The following is a 16,877-nucleotide window of genomic DNA, read 5'->3' on the forward strand; positions in this document are numbered from 1 at the left end:
ATGATTGAATTAATTATAGCTTTTGGGGCTGGTTTAATCAGCTTTTTGTCTCCATGTGTCTTACCCTTAATACCTGGTTATGTTTCCTTTATTACTGGCAGTACATTAAGTGAAATTCTAGAAAAAAAGAAAATTGATTTATTACCGTTGATAGTTTTTTCATTAGGGTTTTCTTTTGTATTTATTATCTTTGGTGCAACTGCTTCTTTTTTGGGGCAAATTCTTTTACAAAATTCTCAAATTTTAAGAATTATTGCTGGAGTTATAATAATCATATTTTCTCTTCAATTAATTGGTGTTTTAAATATTAAATTTCTTAACATTGAAAAGAAATTTTATACAAAAAAATCAAATAATATTTTCTTTATATTTATTGTGGGAATGGCATTTGGCTTTGGATGGACACCATGTATTGGGCCTATTTTAGGGTCGATACTTGCCTTAGCCTCTACAGAAGAAACTATTTACAAAGCAATTTTACTTTTAAGTTTTTACTCACTTGGGTTAGCGATACCTTTTATTTTATCAGGTTATTTGATGCAAAAGTTTTTATTATTTTCAAAAAACTTCAAAAAAAATATTAATTTAGTCACAAAAGGTGGTGGTATAATACTTTTAATTACAGGAATTTTAATTTTAACAAATCAATTACAAGTTCTTGGCTACTATATTTTAAACTATTTACCCTTTTTGCAAAACTTCGGTTAATAGGTTAATAACAATCTATACTTATGAAAATTTATCAAATTGACTCAAGTGCCAGAAAAGAAGGATCAAGTTCAAGAGCATTAGCAAAAAAATTATTAAATAAAATCAAAAAACCAGGCGATGAAGTAATTTATAGAGATTTAGATGACGATATGCTTTTTGTTAGTGGTTTAACTGAGTCTGGAATGAAGATTGCAGAAAAAGACCAAACTGAAGAGCATAAAAAAATGTTTGAACTATCAGATAAACTTGTAAGTGAATTAAAAGAAAGTGATATCATTATAATTTCAGCGCCAATTTATAACTATGGCCCTCCAGCAACTCTTAAAGCTTGGTGTGATCTAGCAGCAAGAATTGGTGAAACTTTCAAGTTTAAACCTAATGGGAGAAGAGAGGGATTACTTAAAAATAAACAAGCTTATTTAGTAATTACTTCAGGTGGAACTAAATTAAATAGCTCAGAGGATTTTTTAACTCCATGGTTAAAATTTATATTAAATTTCTTTGGAATTGAAAAAGTTGAAGTAATAAGTGCTGATCAAATGGCGTTAGATTATGAGAAATCAATTAAAGAAGCTGAAAAACAAATTGAAAATATAATTTAATGAATTTATTAAATAAAAAGGATTACAAGTTATATTCTAACTTTCTAAATACCTTAGCAAAATACTTAAATAAATTTTATTTTTCAAAACTTAATAAAACTTTCATGATATCTAACAAACTTAAAGGTAAAGGCTATGACCCAGTAACAACATCTGACAAAGCATTTGAAAAATTTATTAGATTAAAGATAAAAAAAAAATTTCCAAGTCATCAAGTTATAGGTGAAGAGTTTGGTCACAAAAAATCAACTAGTGATTACACATGGGTCATAGACCCAATTGATGGAACAAGATCATTTGTAATAGGCAATCCAACATGGAGTAATTTGATATCTTTAAATTTTAAAGGTATACCCGTTATTGGTTTAGCAAACTTTCCAATACTAAATAAATATTATTTAAATTTTGATAATAAAAATTCTTTTGTTTTTGAAAAGGGTAAAAAAAGAAAAATCTCTGTTTCAAAAAATATACCATTTAGTCAGATAAAAGTATCAGGAGCATTTCATGGAGCGGTCTCTCTTAAACAACAAATGACAATTCCAAAAGTTTTAAAATTAATGCAATTTCCAACTGCAGATGCATTAAGTTACTCCCATTTATGTGAGGGGAAAATTGATGTTGTCTTTCAGGCTACTAATAAAATTTGGGATATTCACCCATTGATGCCAATTATAAAAGCTGCAGGAGGTATTGTTTCAACATGGGATAATAGAGACGCAGTTAATGCTGGAAATATTTTAGTTTCAGCTAATCAATCTATTCATAATAAAATGCTTAAGCTTTTAAAACCAGTTTCAAAATAAATGCATACAAGAACTAAAAAGATATTAGATTTTTGGTTTAAAGAAACCCCACCAAAAAAAAGATTTCAAAGACATAAAGATTTTGATGCGCTAATAAAAAAGAATTTTTTAAAAGATTATGAGTTAGCAGGTTCAAATGAGTATGATGATTGGCAAGATAGTCCCCTTGGTTCTTTAGCTCTAGTTATTTTATTTGATCAATTTTCAAGAAATATGTTTAGAGATGATCCGAAAGCTTTTATCCAAGATCATAAAGCAAGGTTGATAGTTAACGATTCTGTTTATGCAGGCTTTTTAGATGAAATGGATCAAGATCAAAGATTGTTTATGATATTACCACTAATTCACAGTGAAGAGATCACAGATCATGATATGGCCTATTATCTACTAGATAAATTCTTAAAAGATCATCCAGGTTTAATCTCTATAAAAAAATCTTGGAAAGATCACACCTTAGTAATAAAGAAATTTCATAGATATCCTCATCGAAACTTAGTGTTAGTTAGAAAATCTACTCCTGAGGAAATAGAGTTTCTAGCTCAACCAAATTCATCCTGGTAAAATGTTCACTAAATGAACAAATAAAATAAGCTATTCAATCTCTGCATTGCTGTAGTGACAATAAGTCATTTTAATATCTTAAAGTGCCGTCTATAAGGAGCCTACAAAATTCAAAAATTAACATTATCTTCTCTCTCTATTAGATAGTTAATATTAGCTTCCCTCGAAAGAGGGAAGTTTCTTATTGTTAATATCCCCACTGAATAATATAAATTTTAAATGAATTTCAAATTTGTTTATAAAATATGTACCAAATCTGAATGGCATGAAATTAAGAGCAAAGGTCAATTAACAGGTTCTAAAAAAGATTTGGAAGATGGCTATATTCATTTTTCAGGTGATGATCAAGTTGCCGGAACTCTTAAAAAATTTTACCAAAACCAAAAAGATTTAATTTTATTAAAGGTAGATACTTTAAAACTAGATCATTTAGTTTGGGAACAAGCATCAGATGGAAATATGTTTCCACATTTATATTCACCACTAGATATTTCTAATGTAGTAAATGAATTTGATATTACTTTAGATGATGAAGGCAATCATGTGTTGCCGGATATTTTTTGACCGCTTTTTTTTTAAGGGGGTCACCCTTTCGGTAAACTCCAAAAGAGTTCCCCTATAAGTCAGCGGTTTACGCTAAAATCTATAATAATAGATTTTTTATTTTCTATGGTCTTATCTAGTCTTTGATTATTTAATCACACCAGTTATGTGTCAGGTGGTGATAAATTCATAATCATCCTCCTTTATTGATATTCATATATTAGCATTTTTGAATACTCTATTCAAAATATTTATTTCACTTTATGTTAAATATATTTATTGAATGCAACCTAGCAAAACTGTAGGATTTCGATAATTTTAGAAACTCTTCTAACTAATTTTATTTAAATAATTTTATTAATTATTACCTAAAAGATTTACCATTAGTACACCCACAATAATAAAACATAAACCAACTATCGAATAAAGATTTGGAACTTGATTATATTTGATTATGCCAACACCTACAGTTGAGATAATCGCAAGACCCGCAAATGATGCGTAAGTAATTCCCATTGGAATATTTTTCATCACCATTGATAAGGCATACATGCACAAAACTATAGTAATTGCCGTAATAATACTTGGAACAAGTAGAGTAAAACCTTCGGCGCTTTTTGCAAAACTATTTGAAGCAACACCTAGTACTACTGCTAAAGCTAGAAATAAGTAGGAAGTTGTCATATTCATTAATTAGTTTTTCCCATTGTATTTAATAATATAACACCAATAATAATTAAAGATATTCCAAGAACAGCATAAAGGTTTGGTGTTTGATTGTATTTTACAACACCAAAGATTGTTACAGCTGTAATAGTGAGCCCCCCGTAAGTAGCGTAAGTAAAGCCAACGGGTATAATGGTCATTGCTTTAGATAAACAAAAGATACATGCAACAATTGTAATAATGCAAAAAATAGTAGGATAAATATTTGTAAAGCCATCTGTAGCTTTTAAGAAACCATTGGATGAAATACCAAGTATTATTGCTAATACTAGAAATATGTAGCCGCCAGTAAGATTCATCTAATTATCTTAAATGAAATATTGTTAGAGATATATAATTATTTAGATATTACCACCAACCCATTACACGGCCGTTACCAGCAATAATTAATAGGCAAGTTAATACATGAAGTGCTATCCAAAATGTTCTAAAAGCTAATGCTTTTTTAACATCGTTTTGTTTTATAGGTAAAAATTCAGGTTTGTCTTTGTCATTAATACCTATGGGCATCCCAACTGTTCTTGCCCAAATTTTTAACCAACGTCTTTGACCAGTCATAATTTTTATCTAAATTTAATCAATCCAATTGGGAAAAGGCAACCCTTTTTCCTCAAGAAAAGATTTGTTAAACATTTTGGTAGCGTATTTATCACTTTTATCACAAAGAATTGTTACAATAGTTTTTCCAGGACCCAACTCTTTACCCATTCTAATCGCACCAGCAATATTAATTCCACAGCTAGTACCAAGGCTTAAGCCTTCATTTTCAATTAAATCATAAAGTATAGGAAGCGCTTCATGGTCATCAATAGAGTAGGCGTCATCTATCTTAGCATTTTCAAAGTTTTTTGTTACTCTACTTGATCCAATTCCTTCAGTAATTGAACCACCTTCAGATTTTAATTCTCCATTTTTTATATAATTGTAAAGAGCAGATCCTTTTGGATCAGATAGAAATATTTTTATATCTTTATTTTTTTCTTTAAGAGCGTTACTTACTCCTGAAATCGTTCCACCTGTTCCAGATGAACATACAAAACCATCAACTTTACCTTCAGTTTGATCCCAAATTTCTTGTCCTGTTCCTTCATAATGACCCTTAGCATTTGCAACATTGTCAAACTGATTAGCCCAAACAACACCGTTATTATTTGATGGTCTTAATTCATCAGCAAGTTTTGCTGCAACTTTTACAAAGTTTGCATCATCTTTATAAGGTTTAGCTGGAACTAGTCTTAAATCAGCACCAATATTTCTAAGAAGATCTTTTTTTTCTTGTGTTTGGTTATCATTCATTACTATGATTGTTTTATAACCAAGTGAATTACCAAGTAGACATAAGCCAATACCAGTATTACCAGCAGTACCTTCAACAATTGTTCCACCTTTAGAAATTAATTTTTTGGTCTCTGCATCTTTAATTAAAGCAAGTGCCGCTCTATCTTTTACAGAGCCACCAGGGTTCATAAATTCAGCTTTACCATAAATATTACAACCAGTTATTTCTGATGCAGCTCTAAGTTTGATTAAAGGAGTGTTACCAATTCCAGAAATAAAATTGTCTTGAATATTTTTCATTAGTTTGAAGTATCTTTATCTACCTCTTCTACCGCATAAGGTTTAAATTCTTCAGTTGCTGTACCAACATTTTTAGCGGGTATTCCAACCATTACTGCATTCTCAGGAACATCTTTAGTTACAACGGCGTTAGCTCCAATTTTAGCATGAGTGCCAATTATTACAGGGCCTAATATTTGTGCACCAGAACCAACTACAACACAATCACCTAATGTAGGGTGTCTTTTAACTTGTCTTTGGTCATTTGAATTAATACTTGGCGCAATCCCACCTAAAGTTGCCATATGATAAATGGTTACGTTATTTCCAATTGCTGAAGTTTCACCAATTACAACACCCATACCATGGTCAATAAATAAATTTTTTCCAATTTTAGCACCTGGGTGAATTTCTATTCCAGTTAAAAACCTAGAGAGTTGAGAAATCATTCTTGCAACCAAATAAAATTTGGCTAGTTGAAAAAAATTTGCAATTCTGTGAAAAAAAACTGCTTTAACGCCTGGGTAAGTTAAAATTAAACTTAGTTTAGATTTTGCCGCAGGATCTCTATCAATTATAGATTGTAAAAAGTCGTTCATTATTTGCTAATGTTGATTATAAATTTATAGTGGTTTATATAAGCTTTAAATAAGTAATTTAAAGAGGAAAATCTATGTACAAAAACACCAACTGTTTTCATTTAGCAATACCTTGTGGCGATTTAGAGAAAGCAAAACATTTTTACAGTGAAATATTAGGGTGCAGATTAGATAACTCAGCTCAAGAATGGGCAGATGTAGATTTTTGGGGAAATGAATTAACTCTTCACGCAAGCGAGCATAAACTTGAAAGCGAAAGACATGATGTTGATATGGGTAACGTTTCTGTTCCTCATTTCGGTGTACATTTATCTAGAGAAAATTTTGATGCTCTTAAAAGTAGACTAAGAGAAAAAAATACTAAATATTATGACGAACCTTATTTAAGATTTAAAGGAACAAAATATGAGCAAGAAACATTCTTTGTTAAAGATCCTAATGAAAATATTTTAGAGATCAAAACATTAACTGCAAATCCTGGCTAAACTTTTAAATGACAAATAAAGTAGCTGCATACAGTGAAATTTTATATCATTTAATAAATTTTCGAACAGACCAATTCCAACAATTAAAAAAGATGTTAGGAATTGATTACGATTCTTTCATGATACTTTCTGTTATGGGGGCCCATTATTTAAAACATAGTGATAAGTTAGGATCAGATTGGGAAGCTGTATGGAAAAATTTAAGAACATCAAAAATAGAGGAGTTTTATATAGCACGTAAGTTAACAATTTATGCTGTAGCAAATATTTTAAATTTACCAAAAGAAACTGTTAGAAGAAAAATAGAAATTTTAAAAAAAAAAAATTAATAAGTCATTCAACTAAAATGGGTCTTTTACCAACAAACAAAACCGAAGAAATAATGAAACCTTTTGCTGAAATTGAATTAAAAACTCTTTCAAAATTTCTAAAAAATCTAAAAAAAAATAACACTTTAGAAAAAGTTTTAAATTTCTAATATTTGTAATACCTTTAAAACCTATTTTGGGTCTATAAAACCTAAATTGGGTTTTTTTTTATTATCAATTTTTTTTTATTTTTATAATAATCTGTTTAATGAAATTTATAAAAATATTTTTAACATCACTCTGTTTAATAATCACAACTGTAGCTAATGCAGATGTAGCCTCTCAAGCTTTAAATAAAGTATCTGAAAAAATATCAAATTTAATCCCAGGTGAAGGAATTACTGAAGTATCTTTAGATTATAATGATGGTGATGAGGATCAGCTTAACTTCTCAATATTAGGGGTAAGAGATATTGAAACAACAGATAACTCTAATTTTTTTACTCAATTTAGTTTGATGAACCAGGAAATAAACAGTTCCGGAAGAATTATTGGAAACATAGGCTTAGGTTATAGAAAACTATCTGAAGATAAAAATTTTATGTTTGGCGCAAATACTTTCTACGATAGAGATTTAACAGAGGGTCAAGACAGATTAGGCCTTGGTATTGAAGCTAAAGGTTCAATTTTAGATTTAACTGCAAATAGCTATACAAAAATTTCAAACTCTGAAGTTGTTAATGGTGATAGAGAGCAAGTTTTATCTGGTTGGGATTTTAACTTAACATCTCAAATTCCAAGAGCACCATGGGCTAGAATTAATTATAATGGTTATAAATGGGAAACTGAAAAAGGATCTGCTGATCAAAAAGGTAATATTTATTCTCTAGAACTAGATGTAACAAACTCAGTAGAAGTTGTTGCAAGTTTAGACAAATCCTCACTAAATGGTGTGGATGATGAAACTTCTTTAAGTATTAATTATATTTATCCACCAAAAGAAAAATCTATGGTGATGTCTGATGGCTTATCAAATGACATGTTTGAAAAAAGTAACATGGAACAAAAATTAAAAGAAAAAGTTAGAAGAAGAAATAAACTAGTAATGGAAATTCAAGGATCAATAATATTAACAAGTAAATAGACTATTATGAAAATATTTAAAAATTTAACAATACTAGCTACTCTATACTTTTTAGGTGTAACTTTTTTATATGCAGCTTCGGGCTCGGGTCTTGCTACGGTATATAAAATAAATGTTAATAAACTCGAGTTATGCGAAACGGGTAGCTCAGTTACAACTTGTTTAAACCCAATTACAGTAAGTAAAGCAGGTTTATCGACAGATGTGGATTTAGCCTCAATAACTGCTGGTGAAACTGCTGCAACTCTTGGAAATTTTGGTTTAGCCAAATCAGGTGTTACTTACACATACGTTCAGATGACAATGAATAGAGCAATAACAATAAAAGGTTCTGCAACAGCAGACTCAACTGTTTGTTATACTAAAGGAGATGGAAACTTAAATGGTACACATGGTGTTGCTGAAACTACATCAGGTGATTCAACAGAAGCAACATTGTATGTTCCGCCTTTTGTTGATCCAACTAACTTTCCAGAAATAAATTCTGTAGGTGATGCAACTGGTGCAGGAGCAAGAATTGCTGGCACAGTAAATGCATCAGATACTCACTTTCAAGCAAGACAAGCTTTAACTGCACCTTTTATTCTTGATCCAACTGCAATTCCTACTGTTAAAGTAGCATTTGGTACTGCCACAGCCGTAACTGTAAGCAATGGTGCAAGTTGTGATGGAGCTGCGAGAATGTATGCAACGCCACCAGACGCAACAATTACTATTCAAGGTCAATAAAAATTTTGTTTAAATTTCTATCTTTAATTCTAATAGTTTTTTTATTTTCATTATCAAATTCTTTATCAGCTAAGGGTATTAAAGATTTTGAAAAAATAGATTTATCTAAAGATCAAAAGTCTGGAAGATTTTTTGAAGATCAGCCTGATATAACTGACGAACATCAAATACACTTTATTTATTTACTGCCATCTGATGGAGAAGATAGAGAGCTAGATATCAATGGTAAAATGCAGGATATTTTGGAAAAAGCTAATGATGCAATGTTTGAGGCTACTAAAGCAAACAAAGGTTCAGGTGGTGAGGGTAAAAAATTTAGATATGATTATAGAGAAGATGGAAAACTAGATATCACTTTTATTAGAACGAGTAAGAACTGGAAAGAATTACAAGATAATAGTGTTAATACTCAAATGGGTCATTATTTTCATCAATTTGGTGGTTTTACAAATAAGAAGAAAACATATTTTTTATGGACCGACGTTAATAAAGGAAATCATGGTGGAGATGCTGGCGTTGGAATAGGTGGCATTTTCGTAAGAAGCAATGGTCATAACAATGAAGAAAGATTAACACAGATTAATATACATGAATTGTTTCATACTCAGCTAATGGGAATAAGATGTATTAAAGGTATGAAAAAAATTCACTACTCCGATCATTATAACGGTGGCACCGATCATATGCTAAGTGTCGGCTTTAAATTAAATAGAAATTTGTATACTCATGATATTGAAGGGTGTCCTCAGTTAATTGATAGTGTTTATCTAACTCCAACATCTAAAGATCCATATAATCCGTATGAAATTATGTGTGAAAGAAATCTTGGAAAGTACACACATCCAAAGCTAGTTAAGATTATGTCTAAAGCTGAAAAATCAAACAAGTGGTACAAGAATAGAATTGGACCAACTTGTAATTGGAGAAACTGGACTAATAAGTTTGACTGGTTTGGACCAATGAATTAATTATTGATAATTAATCTTTTAAGTAATAGCCTACAAAGATCATGGCTGTTAACTACAAATCAATCGCTAAAAATTTAAAGCTTGAAGGAAGAGCCTTTATTGATGGTAAATATGTTGAAGCTATTGATGGCGAAAAATTTGAAAATATAAACCCTGCAACAGGCGAAGTCCTTTGTGCAGTTTCAAAATGTAATCATAAAGATGTTGATCTAGCAGTTAAAGTTTCAAGAAAAGCTTTTAATAGTGGAATTTGGTCCAGAACATCTCCAGAGTTTAGGAAAGATGTCTTACTGAAATTTGCAGAATTATTAAGACAAACTGGTGAAGAAAATTCAGTTCTTGAATGTGTGGATACTGGAAAATTAATTGGAGATTGTATTAATGAAGTTGCAAATGACGCGCCAATGCATTTCCAGTGGTATGGAGAATTAATAGATAAAGTATTTGGTAAAGTTGGACCAACAGAACCATCGTTAACTAGTTTAATTGTTAAAGAACCAATTGGTGTTGTTGCTGGAGTTGTTCCATGGAACTTCCCTTTAATGATGGCAGTTTGGAAAATGGCACCAGCGTTAGCTGCAGGATGCTCTGTTATAATTAAACCAGCAGAAGACACACCTTTAACTGCAATTAGAGTTGCTCAAATTGCTAAAGATGCAGGTATTCCAGATGGAGTTTTAAATGTATTACCTGGCTTTGGAGATGTGGGAGAAGCACTGGGTAGACACAATGATGTTGATGCAGTTTCATTTACTGGCTCAACAGAAGTTGGAGGACTGTTCATGAAATATTCTGGTGAAAGTAATTTAAAGACAATTGGTTTAGAGATGGGTGGTAAAAGTCCGTTCATCGTTTTAGAAGATGCAAAGATTACAGATAATTTAATTGATAATGCAATTAATTCTGCCTTTTGGAATGGTGGACAGAACTGCTCTGCAAATATGAGGCAAATAATTCACACTAAAGTTAAAGATGAATTTTTAGATAAAGTTTCCAAAAAAGTAAAAGATCTTAAAGTAGGAGATCCTTTAGATCCAAGCTCTAATATGGGATCAATGATTTCTAAAAAACATCTAGCAACTGTTGATGGGTACATTCAAAAAGGAGTTGATGAAGGTGCCAAATTATTATTTGGAGGAGTTTCAAGTAAAGATCAAAAAGGCTTTTTTGCAAAACCAACTCTTTTTGATGATTTAAAAGAGAACATGACTATTGCCCAAGAGGAAATTTTTGGACCAGTACTTGGTGTTCTTACAATTAATAGTGATGAAGAAGCTTTGAAAATTGCAAGTAATTCAAAGTATGGATTGCATGCAAGTGTTTTTACTCAAGATATAGATAGGGCTTTTCATATGGCTAAAAGTTTACCTTGTGGAACTGTCTCTGTTAATACTTTTTCTGAAGGAGATATTAAAACGCCCTTTGGTGGATATAGACAATCTGGATCTTTAAGTAGAGATCAAGGTACAGAAGCTCTGGACCAATACCTTCAAACCAAGACTATTTGGATTAGTCATTCATAAAAAGATAAATAATATTAGGGATTATAAGTAGATAATTTTCTTTGACTTGCTCAAAAGTTTTAAGTTATGCTAGTTTTTTTAAATTAATCGAGAGGGATATAATGAAAATAATAAAAACTACACTTGTAGCTGGTTTGATTTCTTTATTTGCTACTTTTTCAACATTTGCTGAGAAAGTTAAAATTGGAGATCCAGGTTGGACAGGTGCAACAGCTATTGCAAATTTATTAGCAGCAGTTGTTAATGACAAAATGGGTGGAGAAGCAGAATTAGTTCCAGGAAATAATACTGCAATCTACGCAGCAATTGATAGAAGCAAAGGTGAGATAGAAGTTCACCCTGATATCTGGCTACCTAATCAACAGGCTTATACTAACGATCTAGTTCCTAAAGGAACTCTTAAGTTAAGTTCAAAACCTTACGAAGGAAACCAAGGATATTGTGTGTCTCAACAATTTGCTAAAAAAATGAATATTACAGCAATTGAAGACTTAGCTAGACCAGAAGTTGTTAAAGCAATGGACAGTGACGGAAATGGTAAAGGTGAGTTTTGGATTGGTGCTGATGGATGGGCTTCTGCAAATGTAAACCAAGTAAAACTTAGAGATTACGGTTTATACGATGCAGGCATTGAAGCAATCAGAGCTGCTGAAGCTGTAAAAAATGCAAGAGTGCTTGACTCTATTAAAAAAGGTGAAGGTTATGCATTTTATTGTTACAAGCCACATGCAATTTGGGGAATGGCTGATGTAGTTATGTTAACTGAACCTAAGTTCGATGAAGCAAAATACAAAATGGTTCAGCCTAAAGAAGATGCTGATTGGTACAAAAAATCTTATGTTGCATCAAAAGATGCTCTTAAGCAAATCCAAATCGGTTGGGGAACTTCTTTAGAAGCAAAGTCACCAGCGATTGTTGATTTCTTTAAGAACTTTCAATTGTCAGCAGACGATGTTTCATTAATGGCTTTTCAAATTTCAGTTGAGAAAAAAGATCCAGCTGATGTTGCTAGAACATGGATGAAAAACAATAAGTCTAAAGTTGATGGTTGGTTAGGCCTTTAAGTTAAACTAAATTTTACCCGGCAACCAAATTTGTTGCCGGGTATATTTCTTTAAAAAATTATTAAATTTTCGAACGGATCTGATGGACTCTGCTATAGAAATAAAAAATGTTTGGAAGATTTTTGGTAACACTTCTGTGGAAGCATTAAATGCCATTCAAAATAATCGTATTTCAAAACAAGAAGCTTTAGAAAAATATAATTCAGTAATTGGTGTATCAGATGTCTCTTTTGACGTTAAGAAAGGAGAAATATTCTGTGTAATGGGTCTTTCAGGGAGTGGTAAATCCACTTTAGTGAGACATATTAATAGATTACTAGAACCTACTTCAGGACAAATTTTGATCGATAATGAAGATGTGATGAAATTTGATCCAAAAAGTTTACAAGATTTAAGGAATAAAAAGATAGGCATGGTTTTTCAAAACTTTGCTCTAATGCCTCACCGATCAGTTTTAGACAATATAGCAATGCCGCTTGAAATAAGAGGCATTAGTAAAAATGATAGATTGGATGCTGCTAATAAGATTTTAGATATTGTGGAACTTCAAGGTTGGGGAAATAAATTTGCCCATGAACTTTCAGGTGGAATGCAACAAAGAGTAGGATTAGCTAGAGCTTTAGCAGCGGATCCTGATGTTTTATTAATGGATGAACCTTTTAGTGCACTAGACCCATTAATAAGAAGACAGCTTCAAGCAGAATTTATCAAACTTTCAAAACAAATGAAAAAGACCACTGTGTTTATAACTCACGACTTAGATGAAGCAGTAAGAGTGGGTCATAGAATTGCTATCATGAGAGATGGAAAAGTTATTCAAATAGGAACACCAGAAGAAATAGTAATGAAACCAGCAGATGATTATGTTGCTGATTTTGTAAAAGGAATATCTAGATTAAAAATTATTCAAGCAAAATCCATCATGCAGCCTGTTGAGAAATTTGAAAAAGAATTTGGATTAATATCAAAAAATTTAGAAAGCGTTCATGAAAATGATTTACTAAATAAGTTGATAGAAAAATCTTCTATTAAGGATGAGCCGATATTAGTAATTAATAATGAAAACAAAAATATTGGTATAATAACACAGGCAGACTTATTAAAAGCTGTTGTAGAGGGTAGTGATGGATAATAAAGCAAACAGAAACCCATCAAGAGATGAATTAATTACTGACTTTGTAAAAAGTAATCCAGACTATTATATTAAAGAGTTTAAAAAAATTGGTAGCAAGCCTACTTACTCATTTTCATTTAATTTATTTGCATTCATATTTGGACCAATTTGGTTTGGAATGCGTAATATTTGGAATTGGACTTTAGCTTTTTTAATTATTGAAACTTTTTCAGTAGTACAAATAATCAGAGGTTTATTTGGTAATATTACGGCAGAGGCCATTGCTAAAGTTGAACAAGTAAAAAGCACTATAGCCTTTAGAAATAAACAATTAGAAGCTGCGATAGAAAATAATCCAGACAAAATTGATGTCTTTGAAAGAAACATAAAATCCTTAGAGGATGCTATGCAAGGTTATTTAGATGAAATTACGAGAATAGAAGCTTCAGCAATTTGGATAGCAATTTTTGGTTTTATTTTATTGATAGGAGTTAAAATTGTTCAGGGTGTTTTGGCAAATTCAATTTTAGAAAAGAAATATTCTGAATGGTTATCCGATAAATCTATTCATCCAGGAATGCAGATGAAAAATTACATTTTAAGTGGTGTTTTTACCTCTGTTATAATGATTTTTACAGTTATCCATTACAGTTTTCCGGGCTTACTTCAGATAATGGATACGTTCCCAACACATCCTGAAATAAGATTATTTTCAATTAAATGGATAGAAATTGTTTTTGATTATGCCGTTGTTAAAGGAGATTTAATTTTTACAGCTATAACAATTGGTATTAGGTCCGTATTAGATTTCTTAGAATTATTGTTTGTTAAAACTCCTTGGATTGTAATTATAACTGCAATTGTAACTTTAACTGGGTTATCTGCAGGACCCAGGGCTGCAATTTATTCTACAGGATTTTTATGTTACATGGGTTTTTTAGGTTTCTGGGTTAAAGCAATGACTACACTTGCCTTATTAGGAACTGCTGCAGTTTTAAGTATAGCAATTGGAATTCCGCTTGGAATTTTCTGTGCAAGACGACAAAGATTTTATTCATTAATTAGACCGATAATGGATTTCATGCAAACAATGCCAGCTTTTGTATTTATGATTCCAGTAATAGCGTTTTTTGGAACTGGAAAGGTTGCAGCAGTAATTATTACAATGATTTTTGGTGGTACACCTGTTGTAAGACTTACAGTTTTAGGGTTACGTGGAGTGCCAGAAACAATTCGAGAAGCTGCTATCGCATACGGTGCAACTAAATGGTATTTGCTGAGAAAAGTAGATCTGCCACTAGCTACACCTTCAATTTTAGCAGGTGTGAACCAAACAGTAATGTTAAGTTTAGCCATGGTAGTTGTAGCATCCCTAATTGGTGCAAAAGGTTTAGGTCAAGATGTTCTTGAGGCATTGCAATATGCTAATGTTGGACAAGGTATACTTGCGGGTATAGCTATTTTATTTGTTGCATTAATACTTGATAGGGTTGTTCAGGGTAAAAAAAGAGTTTAATAAAACTTAATGGATTATTTAATATTAGGTTTTTTAACTGGGTTAAGTTTAATTCTTGCAATAGGTGCTCAAAATATATTTGTCATAGAACAAGGCTTAAAAAAACAATATATTTTTATTGTATGTTTAATTTGTTCAATTTCAGACTTTTTATTAATTTTTTTAGGAATTTTTTTATTTCAGTATCTGAATCATTTTTTTACTCCAACTATTGAGTTAGTTTTTAATATTTTACTTTTAATATTTTTATTACATTTTATTTGGGGAAAAATTAAAACTAAAGTTTCAGAAACTTCATTTGATGTGGATAGTAAAACTAATAATTTATCTAACATTGTAGTTAAAACTTTAGGTTTTACTTTTCTTAATCCACATGTTTATTCAGACACTGTGTTTTTCCTTGGAAACTTCTCTAAAAGCCTTAGTCAAGTGGATAAGTATTACTTTGGTGCTGGGGCAGCCATTTCTTCATTCCTATTTTTTTTTATAATAGGATATCTTTCAAAATATTTTTCTAAATATCTTAAAAGTGCAACAGTGTGGAAAAGAATAAATTATTTGATTATTCTTTTTATGTCTATTTTGGCTTTAACAGTGCTAATGGAAATTATATAATTTAACTAGAATAACCGTACTTTTTAAGCCTAACGTCGCCTGTTCTTGCATGCGCTTCCATTCCTTCATATCTAGAAATTCTTGCAGCTGCAGCACCAACTAATTCAGTAGATTCTTTTGTCATTCTTTGAAAACTTAAAGTTTTAACAAACTTACCAACGAATAATCCACCCGTATATCTTCCCGCACCTTTAGTTGGAAGTATATGATTAGTTCCTGAACATTTATCTCCATAAGCAACAGTTGTTTCTTCTCCAATAAATAAAGAACCATAGTTTGTAAGTCTTTTGTGAAACCACTCTAAATTTTCTGTCTGTACTTCTAAGTGTTCTGGAGCATACTCATCACTAATAGTTGCCATTTCTTCATCAGTATCACAAAGGATAACTTCACCATAATCTCTCCACGCTGCATCTGCGTTTGTTCTTGGAACTTCTGGTAGTTCAACAATTAATTCTGGAACTCTTTTCATTACTTTTTCTGCAAGCTCTTTACTCGTTGTGTATAACCAACAAGGTGAATTATAACCATGCTCAGCTTGACCCACTAAATCTACAGCAACTATCTCAGGGTCAGCTTTAGCGTCAGCAATAATTCCAATCTCAGTAGGACCGGCAAACAAGTCAATACCCACTTTTCCAAATAAAATTCTTTTAGCTTCAGCAACAAATTGATTTCCAGGACCAACGATAATGTCTGCAGGAGGGTTATTAAATAAGCCATTAGTCATTGCTGCAATTGCAGGAACACCACCTAAATTTAAAATTACATCAGCACCACAAAGATCTGCGGTATAAATAATTGTTGGATGTGCACCCACTCCTTCTTTTGGAGGACTACAGGCAATAACGTTTTTTACACCAGCAACCTTTGCTGTTGTTACACTCATAACAGCTGATGCAATGTGTGCATAACGACCTCCTGGTACATAACATCCAGCAGTATTTACAGGTATTAATTTTTGACCAGCAAAAAGTCCATCAGAAAGCTCTACTTCAAAATCTTGACCATAATTTTTTAATTGAGCTTCAGCAAATTTTCTAACTCTTTCATATGAAAATTGAACATCATCTTTTGTTTTTTGATCTAATGTTTTTTTAATTTCTTCAATTCTTTCTTTAGAAACGATGATTTCTCCATCGTACTTATCAAATTTTTTTGTAAGATCGATACAACCTTGTTCTTTTGTAGTTTCGATATTTTTTAATAAATCCTGAACAATTCCAGTTGTTTTAGTATCGTCCGTTGAAGATGTTTTTGGTGATTTTTTTAAGTACGTTATAGCCATTGTTTCCCTCTCTAATTT

General features: G+C 31.3%; 21 protein-coding genes. 15 read left to right on the plus strand and 6 right to left on the minus strand.

Features of this window, described 5'->3' with window-relative positions; genetic code table 11:
* The 5 genes from AC5SL0_RS01965 to AC5SL0_RS01985 all read left to right on the plus strand — a co-directional run bounded on the left by AC5SL0_RS01965 (position 1) and on the right by AC5SL0_RS01985 (position 3,244).
* Complete coding sequence (locus AC5SL0_RS01965; protein WP_011281938.1) at positions 1-708, plus strand: cytochrome c biogenesis CcdA family protein; 708 nt, start codon at positions 1-3, stop codon at positions 706-708.
* A gap of 23 nt (positions 709-731) precedes the next feature.
* Positions 732-1,313 (plus strand): FMN-dependent NADH-azoreductase, encoded by a 582-nt coding sequence (locus tag AC5SL0_RS01970; RefSeq protein WP_011281939.1) that lies wholly within the window; start codon positions 732-734, stop codon positions 1,311-1,313.
* Entirely contained in the window at positions 1,313-2,119 is an 807-nt protein-coding gene (locus AC5SL0_RS01975; RefSeq protein WP_494618541.1) for an inositol monophosphatase family protein, read from the plus strand. The genes AC5SL0_RS01970 and AC5SL0_RS01975 overlap by 1 nt, the downstream gene beginning before the upstream one ends.
* Positions 2,120-2,680, plus strand: a complete 561-nt coding sequence (locus tag AC5SL0_RS01980; protein ID WP_011281941.1) for a DUF924 family protein — start codon at positions 2,120-2,122, stop codon at positions 2,678-2,680.
* A 219-nt stretch (positions 2,681-2,899) separates the two neighbouring features.
* On the plus strand, positions 2,900-3,244 hold the full coding sequence (locus AC5SL0_RS01985) for a DUF952 domain-containing protein (protein WP_011281942.1): 345 nt from the start codon (positions 2,900-2,902) through the stop codon (positions 3,242-3,244).
* Between the two features lie 336 nt (positions 3,245-3,580).
* Here AC5SL0_RS01985 and AC5SL0_RS01990 read toward each other — a convergent pair whose 3' ends face one another.
* From AC5SL0_RS01990 to epsC, 5 genes are read right to left on the minus strand one after another with little or no spacing between them, the layout of a single operon-like run.
* A complete protein-coding gene (locus AC5SL0_RS01990; protein ID WP_006997130.1) occupies positions 3,581-3,913 on the minus strand; it encodes a DMT family transporter in 333 nt (110 codons plus the stop codon).
* Positions 3,913-4,248, minus strand: a complete 336-nt coding sequence (locus tag AC5SL0_RS01995) for a DMT family transporter (RefSeq protein WP_011281943.1) — start codon at positions 4,246-4,248, stop codon at positions 3,913-3,915. The genes AC5SL0_RS01990 and AC5SL0_RS01995 overlap by 1 nt, the downstream gene beginning before the upstream one ends.
* Before the next feature lie 49 nt (positions 4,249-4,297).
* Positions 4,298-4,507, minus strand: a complete 210-nt coding sequence (locus AC5SL0_RS02000; protein WP_011281944.1) for a hypothetical protein — start codon at positions 4,505-4,507, stop codon at positions 4,298-4,300.
* A 15-nt stretch (positions 4,508-4,522) separates the two neighbouring features.
* Positions 4,523-5,527 (minus strand): cysteine synthase A, encoded by a 1,005-nt coding sequence (locus AC5SL0_RS02005; protein WP_011281945.1) that lies wholly within the window; start codon positions 5,525-5,527, stop codon positions 4,523-4,525.
* Positions 5,527-6,105 carry a serine O-acetyltransferase EpsC gene (gene epsC / locus AC5SL0_RS02010; RefSeq protein WP_011281946.1) on the minus strand — a complete coding sequence of 193 codons (579 nt, stop codon included), beginning with the start codon at positions 6,103-6,105 and terminating at the stop codon, positions 5,527-5,529. The genes AC5SL0_RS02005 and epsC overlap by 1 nt, the downstream gene beginning before the upstream one ends.
* 74 nt (positions 6,106-6,179) lie before the next feature.
* On the opposite strand from epsC, the gene AC5SL0_RS02015 reads away from it, so the two are divergent.
* From AC5SL0_RS02015 to AC5SL0_RS02060, 10 genes are all read left to right on the plus strand, one after another.
* Positions 6,180-6,590: a VOC family protein gene (locus AC5SL0_RS02015; protein ID WP_011281947.1), complete on the plus strand. Its 411-nt coding sequence runs from the start codon at positions 6,180-6,182 to the stop codon at positions 6,588-6,590.
* A gap of 8 nt (positions 6,591-6,598) precedes the next feature.
* Positions 6,599-6,919, plus strand: coding sequence for a hypothetical protein (locus AC5SL0_RS02020; RefSeq protein WP_494618543.1), 321 nt, complete (start codon positions 6,599-6,601; stop codon positions 6,917-6,919).
* Positions 6,920-7,166: 247 nt separating this feature from the next.
* A complete protein-coding gene (locus tag AC5SL0_RS02025) occupies positions 7,167-8,042 on the plus strand; it encodes an inverse autotransporter beta domain-containing protein (RefSeq protein ID WP_494618545.1) in 876 nt (291 codons plus the stop codon).
* A gap of 6 nt (positions 8,043-8,048) precedes the next feature.
* Complete coding sequence (locus AC5SL0_RS02030; RefSeq protein ID WP_494618546.1) at positions 8,049-8,771, plus strand: hypothetical protein; 723 nt, start codon at positions 8,049-8,051, stop codon at positions 8,769-8,771.
* A gap of 5 nt (positions 8,772-8,776) precedes the next feature.
* Positions 8,777-9,739: a hypothetical protein gene (locus AC5SL0_RS02035; RefSeq protein WP_494618547.1), complete on the plus strand. Its 963-nt coding sequence runs from the start codon at positions 8,777-8,779 to the stop codon at positions 9,737-9,739.
* 41 nt (positions 9,740-9,780) lie between these two features.
* Positions 9,781-11,262: an aldehyde dehydrogenase gene (locus AC5SL0_RS02040; protein ID WP_494618548.1), complete on the plus strand. Its 1,482-nt coding sequence runs from the start codon at positions 9,781-9,783 to the stop codon at positions 11,260-11,262.
* 101 nt (positions 11,263-11,363) lie between these two features.
* Positions 11,364-12,326 carry an ABC transporter substrate-binding protein gene (locus AC5SL0_RS02045; RefSeq protein WP_006997122.1) on the plus strand — a complete coding sequence of 321 codons (963 nt, stop codon included), beginning with the start codon at positions 11,364-11,366 and terminating at the stop codon, positions 12,324-12,326.
* A gap of 82 nt (positions 12,327-12,408) precedes the next feature.
* Entirely contained in the window at positions 12,409-13,458 is a 1,050-nt protein-coding gene (locus AC5SL0_RS02050) for a quaternary amine ABC transporter ATP-binding protein (RefSeq protein WP_006997121.1), read from the plus strand.
* Positions 13,451-14,956 (plus strand): ABC transporter permease, encoded by a 1,506-nt coding sequence (locus AC5SL0_RS02055; protein WP_006997120.1) that lies wholly within the window; start codon positions 13,451-13,453, stop codon positions 14,954-14,956. Before AC5SL0_RS02050 ends, AC5SL0_RS02055 begins: the two co-directional genes overlap by 8 nt.
* Before the next feature lie 9 nt (positions 14,957-14,965).
* Positions 14,966-15,571 carry a LysE/ArgO family amino acid transporter gene (locus AC5SL0_RS02060; RefSeq protein WP_006997119.1) on the plus strand — a complete coding sequence of 202 codons (606 nt, stop codon included), beginning with the start codon at positions 14,966-14,968 and terminating at the stop codon, positions 15,569-15,571.
* A gap of 1 nt (position 15,572) precedes the next feature.
* Here AC5SL0_RS02060 and hisD read toward each other — a convergent pair whose 3' ends face one another.
* Positions 15,573-16,859, minus strand: coding sequence for a histidinol dehydrogenase (gene hisD / locus AC5SL0_RS02065; RefSeq protein ID WP_494618550.1), 1,287 nt, complete (start codon positions 16,857-16,859; stop codon positions 15,573-15,575).
* Positions 16,860-16,877: the final 18 nt, after the last annotated feature.

Source organism: Candidatus Pelagibacter sp. PS_16, from assembly GCF_059417965.1.

What these genes read in the sequence shown, in the direction of transcription:
- AC5SL0_RS01965 (WP_011281938.1), top strand. Translation starts at nt 1, where the DNA reads ATGATTGAATTAATTATAGCTTTTGGGGCTGGTTTAATCAGCTTTTTG.
- AC5SL0_RS01970 (WP_011281939.1), top strand. Translation starts at nt 732, where the DNA reads ATGAAAATTTATCAAATTGACTCAAGTGCCAGAAAAGAAGGATCAAGT.
- AC5SL0_RS01975 (WP_494618541.1), top strand. Translation starts at nt 1,313, where the DNA reads ATGAATTTATTAAATAAAAAGGATTACAAGTTATATTCTAACTTTCTA.
- AC5SL0_RS01980 (WP_011281941.1), top strand. Translation starts at nt 2,120, where the DNA reads ATGCATACAAGAACTAAAAAGATATTAGATTTTTGGTTTAAAGAAACC.
- AC5SL0_RS01985 (WP_011281942.1), top strand. Translation starts at nt 2,900, where the DNA reads ATGAATTTCAAATTTGTTTATAAAATATGTACCAAATCTGAATGGCAT.
- AC5SL0_RS01990 (WP_006997130.1), bottom strand. Translation starts at nt 3,913, where the DNA reads ATGAATATGACAACTTCCTACTTATTTCTAGCTTTAGCAGTAGTACTA.
- AC5SL0_RS01995 (WP_011281943.1), bottom strand. Translation starts at nt 4,248, where the DNA reads ATGAATCTTACTGGCGGCTACATATTTCTAGTATTAGCAATAATACTT.
- AC5SL0_RS02000 (WP_011281944.1), bottom strand. Translation starts at nt 4,507, where the DNA reads ATGACTGGTCAAAGACGTTGGTTAAAAATTTGGGCAAGAACAGTTGGG.
- AC5SL0_RS02005 (WP_011281945.1), bottom strand. Translation starts at nt 5,527, where the DNA reads ATGAAAAATATTCAAGACAATTTTATTTCTGGAATTGGTAACACTCCT.
- epsC (WP_011281946.1), bottom strand. Translation starts at nt 6,105, where the DNA reads ATGAACGACTTTTTACAATCTATAATTGATAGAGATCCTGCGGCAAAA.
- AC5SL0_RS02015 (WP_011281947.1), top strand. Translation starts at nt 6,180, where the DNA reads ATGTACAAAAACACCAACTGTTTTCATTTAGCAATACCTTGTGGCGAT.
- AC5SL0_RS02020 (WP_494618543.1), top strand. Translation starts at nt 6,599, where the DNA reads ATGACAAATAAAGTAGCTGCATACAGTGAAATTTTATATCATTTAATA.
- AC5SL0_RS02025 (WP_494618545.1), top strand. Translation starts at nt 7,167, where the DNA reads ATGAAATTTATAAAAATATTTTTAACATCACTCTGTTTAATAATCACA.
- AC5SL0_RS02030 (WP_494618546.1), top strand. Translation starts at nt 8,049, where the DNA reads ATGAAAATATTTAAAAATTTAACAATACTAGCTACTCTATACTTTTTA.
- AC5SL0_RS02040 (WP_494618548.1), top strand. Translation starts at nt 9,781, where the DNA reads ATGGCTGTTAACTACAAATCAATCGCTAAAAATTTAAAGCTTGAAGGA.
- AC5SL0_RS02045 (WP_006997122.1), top strand. Translation starts at nt 11,364, where the DNA reads ATGAAAATAATAAAAACTACACTTGTAGCTGGTTTGATTTCTTTATTT.
- AC5SL0_RS02050 (WP_006997121.1), top strand. Translation starts at nt 12,409, where the DNA reads ATGGACTCTGCTATAGAAATAAAAAATGTTTGGAAGATTTTTGGTAAC.
- AC5SL0_RS02055 (WP_006997120.1), top strand. Translation starts at nt 13,451, where the DNA reads ATGGATAATAAAGCAAACAGAAACCCATCAAGAGATGAATTAATTACT.
- AC5SL0_RS02060 (WP_006997119.1), top strand. Translation starts at nt 14,966, where the DNA reads ATGGATTATTTAATATTAGGTTTTTTAACTGGGTTAAGTTTAATTCTT.
- hisD (WP_494618550.1), bottom strand. Translation starts at nt 16,859, where the DNA reads ATGGCTATAACGTACTTAAAAAAATCACCAAAAACATCTTCAACGGAC.